Here is a 7,763-nt window from a genome sequence, read left to right on the forward strand (position 1 = left end):
ACGGCGACAACGGCGATGCTACAATTTTGTGTATCCTCAGTTTCGCGGCCGGCCGGTCAGTTTGGGGTGGCAGCTATATCAGGTGATGCTGCAGGCAGCCAGGGCAAAGGGCTTCACGCGCCTAGTATTGGATACCCCAGAGGCTGAGCATCGTTCGCATCAGTTTTACGAGCGACAAGGGTTCACCCGCTGCCGGCGCGAGGACCTCGGCGGCGACTACGCCTTTCCAGACCGGGCGAGTCGGTTTTACCAGCTGAACCTGAACCAAGGCTGACGGGCGCAGTGTGATCAATTCATCCAGTGCGTGGAAACGCCGACTCGTTTGAGGCGGCGTTTTTGCTGTACCGACAAAAAAACCACCCGATCCGATTCGAGTGGCCAAGAAAAAACATCTAGGGGAGTTGGGGTAAACGAGCTCATCTGGTTCCGGCCAGCACATGTTGTGCTGGCGGAAGGGGAGGTGCGACGAGCTCAACCTTGCTTACTATCATACAGTTGAGTTGCTGAACGTTCAATGACATTAAGCAAATAATTTTACGATCCAGTAAAGATTTTGCTGCTGGTTCTCCTTTTGCAGGTCTTGGTGCAGCCAGCAAGCACAAAAAAAGAAGAACTCTAAACGAGTTCTTCCTTTGCCTCAACGCACCATCAATGATTTACGCTTGGGCTTTGCTGATGGCATCGGCGACCGCGTCCTGCAGTGCGTGGCTCGTGACCGACGCGCCGGTGACTGCATCCACCTTTGGCGAATTGGCGGCAACCATTTCCGCAGGCAGCTGCTTGATGGCCTTCAGTCCACATCCGCACTTTCACTTTGCTTAAGGACCTCGACGTTTTCAAGCTTACCGGCGGCGTAGGTGACGCGGACGACAATTTCGTTGCCCATGCCGGCATCACTGACACCGATGTATTGATTCGGGCCGACGTGATAATCAGTGGTCTCTGACTTGCTGGAGTCGTGTTCAGAAGCGCCGCTGGTCGCATCAGTCTGCTGGTCAGACTGTTTCTCAGAGGCACCGCTGTTGGCGTCAGTGTGCGCTGCAGTCTTTGTCGCGGCGGTCGGAGTCAGGCCATGCGCCGCATTTTCGCCGGCGATCTTGCCCCAGATCAGGCACTCGGCCAGGTTGTTACCACCTTGATACTGGTTGGCGTTGATGCCGCCAAGTTCACCGGCAGAGTACAGATTCTTGATGGCCTGACCGTCAGGCTTCAAGACCTCGGCCCGGCTGTTGCGGCGTGGACCGCCTTGCGTGTTGAGCACTGTCTGACGCAGCGGCACGGCGTAGTATGGGCCATCGTCAAACGCGCGCATCGTCGCCACCGGCCGGTCAAAGGCGTAATCTCGACCCGCCTCAACGAAGTGGTCGAAGTCCTGACGGGCCTTGACCAGCACGTCTGGCTTGGCATTGATCAGCTTGGCCAAATCTTCCAAGGTGGCAGCTTTGATGGTGATGTCGTCAAAATTGTCCACTGGCAGCTTATCTGCGTGAATCGCGTCCCACTGCGCTTGATCGAAAATCAAGTGCGGGTGATCGTTGGCAATCGGCACTTGCCAGGTCCCGTGGTAGTAAATGTGGCCGTGCTTGTTGGCTTCGGCTTCGTTGAAGTAGCGGGAACCATCGTCGCCGACCGTGAAGGTACTGCCGTCAGCGGCTTTTGGCCAGCTCAGGATCAAGCGGCCACGGGTGCCGGCAGGGCCGGCAAAGGTGAGCCCATGCAGCATGCCCAACGATTCGTAATTGGCCATGTGCCACATGTCCGCGCCGACTTCTTCGCCCAGTTTGATGCCGTCGCCTTTGTTGTACAGCGAGCCGATTGGTGCGAGCCGGGAAGCCTTCAGGTAATCCTGAATCATTGCCGGATTGTTTTCAAAACCACCGGTGGCCATGATCACGCCGCCGCGGGCTTTGATGTTCAGCAGCACGTGGTCGTGCTCAATTTGGGCACCGAGTACGGCACCGGTTTGAGAATCCTGAACTAAGTGCTTGGCAGGGGAGCTGTACCAAACCGTGATCTTATCGCTGCGGTCAAGCACTTCTTTGCGCAGCTTCTTCCACAAGGCGGAGTCGAACTGGCGCTCATGCACAACGAGCAGGTCATACGCGTTTACGCCGGGAAAATCTGGGAATTCATGCAGGATGCCGTGTAGGTCTACCTTGCTGTGATCCCAGTCCTTGGCGATGCTCAGCGGCTCAACGCCGAGGTACTTGCGAAAGTAATCCGGCATTTTGACCATGCCATCGACGTAGGTGTCGATCATGTCTTCGTCCAGGTGCATCGGCGCGGTCATGGCTTTGTAGTAGGCTTTCAGCTGGTCAAAGTCGGTGCCAGCACCGACGACTTGGCCGGCGTAGCGGGTATTGCCGCCTTCGTGGCCCTCCGGCGCAGAATCAACCAGCAGCACCTGCGCCCCAGCATCTGCGGCAAACCGCGCGGCGGTCGCCCCGGCACCACCAAAGCCCAAAACAACCACATCATAAGTCTGATCCCAATTTGTTTCGGCAGTCATCTGATGATTCTCCTTTGTGGTTCCACTGTAAAGGTGGATGAATTTAATGAATTGAGTGAAACATTGGTCAAGAAACTGGACCGTTTTCTGATCCTTCAGCACGCCGTTAGCGTCGAATGCCGTTGCGGCATGGGGTAGCATGAACTCATTGCCCGGCAGCACGCAGGCATCGACCCTGGTGCATCGAGCACATGCCGCAGGTCCATCTGGGCGCGGACGGTGCCTTGAGCACCAAGTGACGCGCCGACGATCATCACCGGTTTGCCGGCCAGTGAGTGATAACTGGCGGACAGCCATTCAATCACGCTTTTGAGGCTGGCGGTCATGGAATGATCGTACTCTGGCGTCGCAATGATGATCCCATCGGCTGCTTCGACTTTGCGAATCAGCGTTTCGATGACCGGCGGAAATTGGTCAAGCGCGTCCTCATTAAACATCGGCAGGTCGCGAACCTCTTGCAGATCGATTGAAGCGGTGTTGGCAAAATGCTGTTTCATGTACCTCAGCAACACGCGGTTGTACGACTTGGTCGCGTTGTTGCCGACGATTGCGAGTAATTTCACCTCAGCATCTTCTTTCTATAAATAAAATTCTCACGAACATTTACAGGGTCATTGTAGCGCTATCATGAACCATTCGTAAGTGTCAATACTGGGGCCAGGGGGGCAGGTTACCGCGCAACTAGTCCTCTCTACAGACAGTAAATTGGTGGCACGGCAGGCCCGTGGCCAAAATGTGTCAACCAATTTTGTCATTAAAGCTGACACGGCTTGTTAGAGATTTGCGGTTGAGAAAGCCTAATGCTGCGCCTGCAGAAAGCGCTCACGGCGAAATTGGTTCGGCTGAGCGCGCTTGTTGAAAATTGGTATGGGTAAAATCGGGGGTACAATATCGCCATATCAATTTTGCGGAGGTGAGCTGATGAATGGGGCAAACACGGCGTTTATCATTGTTGCGAGTGTACTAGTGTGGTTCATGACGCCAGGTCTGGCGTTTTATTACGGGGGATTGGTTTCCAAGCGCAATGTGGTGAACACGATGCTGTCGGTGTTCTACATCACGGGGCTGGCGATTATTTTGTGGCTGCTTATCGGTTACGAGCTGAGCTTTGGCACTGATATTGGCGGCGTCATTGGCCGGGTTCGCGGTCTGTTTATGAACGGGGTCAATTTGACGAAGGTGGGCGCAAGCGGATTGCCGCAAGGGGCCTATGCCTTATTTCAGATGATGTTTGCCATTATCACGCCGGCGCTGTTTATCGGGGCCGTGGTCGGCCGGATTCGCTTCCGGTTTTTGACCTGGTTCATCGTGCTTTGGAGCCTGCTGGTGTACTACCCGCTGGTTCATCTGATCTGGAGTCCGGCCGGGCTGTTGACGCATTTGCACGTGGTGGATTTTGCGGGCGGCACGGTCATTCATGTCAATGCCGGCGTCACCGCGCTGGTTTTGTGCGCTTTTTTTAGGCGAGCGCAACGCCAAGCAGGTGCAACCCTATAACCGCACCTGGGTGCTGCTGGGCACAGCGATTCTGTGGATCGGGTGGTATGGCTTCAACGCCGGCTCCGCGCTTGGGGCCAACATGGCGGCAGTCACGGCGGCGTTGACCACCAGCCTGGCGGCAGCCAGTGCAATGTGCACTTGGATGGTGCTGGATGTCGAACGCGGCGGCAAGCCGACGCTGATTGGTGGGTGCACCGGCGCCTTGTGCGGGCTGGTTGGCATCACGCCAGCTGCCGGCTACGTCACGCTGTTCGGCAGTTTCGTGATTGGCATCATCGCCACCTTGTGCAGCTATGCGTTCATCAACGTTATCAAACCGCGGTTGCATGTTGACGATGCGCTTGATGCGTTTGGCTGTCACGGCGTTTCGGGGATTGTCGGTAGTTTGCTTACCGGTTTTTGCCACGCGCAGTGTCAATGGGTCACTGCCCGTCAGCGGCCTGTTTTACGGCGGGGGATGGCAGCTGGTGGGCAGTCAGCTGATCGGCACCGCAGCGTCGATTGTGCTGGCCGGTGGGCTGACTGCCTTGATCTGCATTGTGTTGCGGCGGTTCATCCCGATGCGAGTGGCCGCGCACGATGAAGCCGTGGGGCTGGACATCAGCGAACACGGCGAGGTCGCTGATGAGCGGAGCCAAAACGAGGTGCTCCAGTACCCCGATGAGTTTATTGGCCAGTTGGGCGGGTTTGCCCCAAAACCGTCGCGCGGCCGGCGCCAGCCGCCTAAATCGAGTCACTGAGCCAAAGGTCAGCCCACTAACTGGCCAACTGAGACTTCAGAAAAAAAGGCAGAATACCAAGTTGACTTGGTATTCTGCCTTTGCTCGTCCAGGTAAAATACATTACGGCACCATTAATCGGGGGTGAGTGGATGGAACCTTTGGCCGCAAAGTTTGGCCGGGCGTTGTATCAGCTGCGCGAGCGCAGCGGTTTGTCTCGCAAGCAGGCAGCGATGGCGGCCGAGTTATCACTAAATGCCTTGTCTAGTATTGAAAATGGGACCGCACTGGTGAAACTCGACACCCTGACCCGGATGTTACAGGTTTATGGGGTCAGCATTGATCACTTTATGCAGCAGCTGGATGGTGCAGGTTCAGCGCACGCTGTTCAGCCGCCTGATTCGTTGCACTTTGCGCCAGAGGCCCGGTATTTTATCCTCGATACCAAGGGCGAGGTCACCGCGAACAACTATGCAGACCGCGACTTTGTTGCCTATTCTTGGCAGCCGCGTCAGTTCGGGAAGGTGCGCGAAGGAGACTGGTTCATTTACCGCCGGCCGCAAAGCGCCAGCGAAACCAAGTCCTGGTACTTGTTTGGTGCTGGTCAAATCGGGAAAATCACGCCGCTGCCAGATGGCCGGGTTACCGCGCGCATCGAGCGCCCTTTCCCGTTTCCGCAATATCTGCTCGCCGATACCGACCTAAAGGACTTCGACTGGCAGTTTAAGCAAAGAATGCGACCGGACTGGCTCTATTTCTTCAACCAGTACGGGATGACCGAGATTAAGCGCGAGGATTTTGTCCGCCTGCTTGACCTGTCCAAGGTGCCGCAAGATGCGGCCCTATTGACTGAAGAGGGGCAGGTATACCGGCATATCATTGACGGCCAGTATCTTGTGACTGAAAGGGAAGAACGGGTCAAAGCCCGGATCGGCCAAACTGTCTTAGCGGAACGGGTCAAAGCAAATTACGCCTATCGCTGCGCCGTGACCGGCATCAATACGCGCTCGCTACTGGTTGCCTCACACATCATTCCCTGGCGGGTCGATGCCGGCAGGCGCCTTGATCCGGGTAACGTGATTTGCCTGTCGCCGCTATGGGACCGCGCCTTTGACCAAGGGCTTGTGACCTTCACGCCGAAGGAGAAAAAGGTGGTGCTGTCACCAGTCATTCAGCGTGACCCGGCACTCGAACGGCTGCTAGCCCCCTATGCAGATCGCCGACTGACGCTGCCATGCACGCGGCGCCTGAGGCAGAGGCGCTTACGTACCACAATCAGAATATTTTTAAGCACTAGCAAAAGGCCATCATGACGAGTTTTGTTGTGATGGCCTTTTGACATTAGGGCAGGACTTAGACTTAGGATTTCACTGGTTGATGAGACGCATGTGTTAGAACCCGATCGCTCTTCGTCGCGTTGAGCCGGTTCATTCCGAAACGTGGCCCCACCTGATGATGTCACAAAAAAAAGAGCCGCCAGTGCGACTCGTTTTAAGCTAATGCTCCAATTTACATTTTTGATAATGACCTTTAGCCTTAGCCTGTTTTAGGGTCATCTTAGACACATGCTTGCTTCGCTTGAGGGAAATACAGTTCCGATTTAAGTGGTAAACGTGACCGCCATTAACGATGTAAACGGTTGTCTTGTCGGAAAGGCCTTTGGTTGTTTTGGGGGCTGGTTTTTTTAGCCGGTTTTCGACCTGGCGCTTTTGCCTTCGGCTTGATTGATGGTTTTTTTAACCGGCACCTTCGTGACGGGCTTTTTAGTCGGTTTCTTAACGGGTGCCTTAGCGACTGGCTTCTTAGCAGGAGCCAGCGCGGCTTTGGAAACGATACTGTTACCGTTCTTGTAGTCTAAAGTCACGCCTTTTTGTACATTGAAAATATACACGTTGAAGTGAATGGCATTGCTTCCAAGCTTTGAGCTTCCATATGGATGCCCCGTGCCAATAGTTCACTGCTGCGGAAAACTGGTTGCACGCGATAGCGCACGTAGTTTTTATGGTGCATCCGCAGATAAGTTGCCACTTGATTTTCGTAGCGTTCCATACTTGGCGCGTTAAGCGAAGCGGTTGCGGTAATCAAGTTTTTCATATTGTTGTTCTGACCGGTCAGTTGGAAGCCGATTAAGTGGCTGCGGTTGAAGAGGTAACCACCGTTCAGCTTCTTATTGTGCCAACCGGTTGGGGCAACATAGAGTGGTTGCCGTGCGCTTTTGGGCATCAGCTTGAAGTTCAAGTTGCCCTGGGCCAGAGTCGCACGATTGTATCTGTCAAGATTACTATAGCTGGCCCACGCCCCAGTATTTTTCAGTTCTTTTGCTGAAAATCGCTACGATTACCATTGACCGTGACGACCTGTTGTCCATGATAATTTTGTGCAGCAAACCATGCGTATGTATTCGGTCGTGGTGTGGCAGCTTGCGTGGGTTGTGGTGGCATGTAGCGAGGCCAATGGTTACGCCAATCAGCGCGACTAAACTGGTAACTGCACTGCGAACCTCAACTTTGTTTAACATAATAAATTCTCCTCCAAAGTGTAACTAGCGATAAACGCCAACTCATAGTCTGCCGGGTTTTGTTGAAGATTGCAATCAAATCCTTCCATCCCACCTGGCGGCGGTACAGAAGCTGAATTGCTTCATAAACCAAACCATTAGTTGCGTTGGTCGTTGAGCGGTTTACGTGCGGGGGTCAATGCTGGGTGGAGAGGAATCAGTGTGAGGCGAGATACTTAGAAAACTAATAGGGTCAAGCAGTTTGAACGAGTAGTCAGGCTCCCTGCTGCTTGCATTCGTGACTGAGGTGTGTCGGCAGGGGGCGACATACAGTATTAACAGTGTGCGGCAATTGAAGGCAAGCAATTATTGAGGACGCCAGGTTTAAGTTCAGTTTAGATTGGCAGCTCTGCATTAAGGGGACTCCGCCTTGGCAGTCGGCTAGCGCAATCTTCCGCGAGTCAGAGTTGGTCACGGTGAAGATGTTTGGCAGGGGAGAAAAATAGGCGAATTAAGTTTGATTCGATCCCTCAATTTT

General features: G+C 54.3%; 4 protein-coding genes and 2 pseudogenes. 4 read left to right on the forward strand and 2 right to left on the reverse strand.

Annotation, left to right across the window (positions count from 1 at the left end; genetic code table 11):
* Nucleotides 1-274 (forward strand): GNAT family N-acetyltransferase (locus JCM13995_RS12160; protein ID WP_156314481.1); only part of this gene is annotated, 274 nt, incomplete at its 5' end.
* A gap of 382 nt (nt 275-656) precedes the next feature.
* Here the strand turns inward: JCM13995_RS12160 and JCM13995_RS12165 are convergent.
* Nucleotides 657-3,072: pseudogene (locus JCM13995_RS12165) on the reverse strand (NAD(P)H-dependent oxidoreductase).
* A 358-nt stretch (nt 3,073-3,430) separates the two neighbouring features.
* On the opposite strand from JCM13995_RS12165, the gene JCM13995_RS17870 reads away from it, so the two are divergent.
* The 3 genes and pseudogenes from JCM13995_RS17870 to JCM13995_RS12180 all read left to right on the forward strand — a co-directional run bounded on the left by JCM13995_RS17870 (nt 3,431) and on the right by JCM13995_RS12180 (nt 6,041).
* On the forward strand, nt 3,431-4,006 hold the full coding sequence (locus JCM13995_RS17870) for an ammonium transporter (RefSeq protein WP_369385727.1): 576 nt from the start codon (nt 3,431-3,433) through the stop codon (nt 4,004-4,006).
* Nucleotides 3,933-4,749 (forward strand): annotated as a pseudogene (locus JCM13995_RS17875) (ammonium transporter). The gene JCM13995_RS17870 and the pseudogene JCM13995_RS17875 overlap by 74 nt, the downstream one beginning before the upstream one ends.
* 131 nt (nt 4,750-4,880) lie before the next feature.
* Nucleotides 4,881-6,041, forward strand: a complete 1,161-nt coding sequence (locus JCM13995_RS12180; RefSeq protein ID WP_054666033.1) for a helix-turn-helix domain-containing protein — start codon at nt 4,881-4,883, stop codon at nt 6,039-6,041.
* A gap of 547 nt (nt 6,042-6,588) precedes the next feature.
* On the opposite strand, the gene JCM13995_RS16365 is transcribed toward JCM13995_RS12180, so the two are convergent.
* The gene (locus JCM13995_RS16365) at nt 6,589-6,966 is read right to left on the reverse strand and encodes a DNA/RNA non-specific endonuclease (RefSeq protein WP_054666039.1); all 378 of its coding nucleotides are present in this window, start codon (nt 6,964-6,966) and stop codon (nt 6,589-6,591) included.
* Nucleotides 6,967-7,763: the final 797 nt, after the last annotated feature.

This window comes from Lacticaseibacillus camelliae DSM 22697 = JCM 13995, assembly GCF_001311195.1.
Classification (GTDB): Bacteria; Bacillota; Bacilli; order Lactobacillales; family Lactobacillaceae; genus Lacticaseibacillus; species Lacticaseibacillus camelliae.

Coding starts and splice junctions, on each gene's coding strand:
- JCM13995_RS12180 (WP_054666033.1), top strand. CDS start 4,881: ATGGAACCTTTGGCCGCAAAGTTTGGCCGGGCGTTGTATCAGCTGCGC.
- JCM13995_RS17870 (WP_369385727.1), top strand. CDS start 3,431: ATGAATGGGGCAAACACGGCGTTTATCATTGTTGCGAGTGTACTAGTG.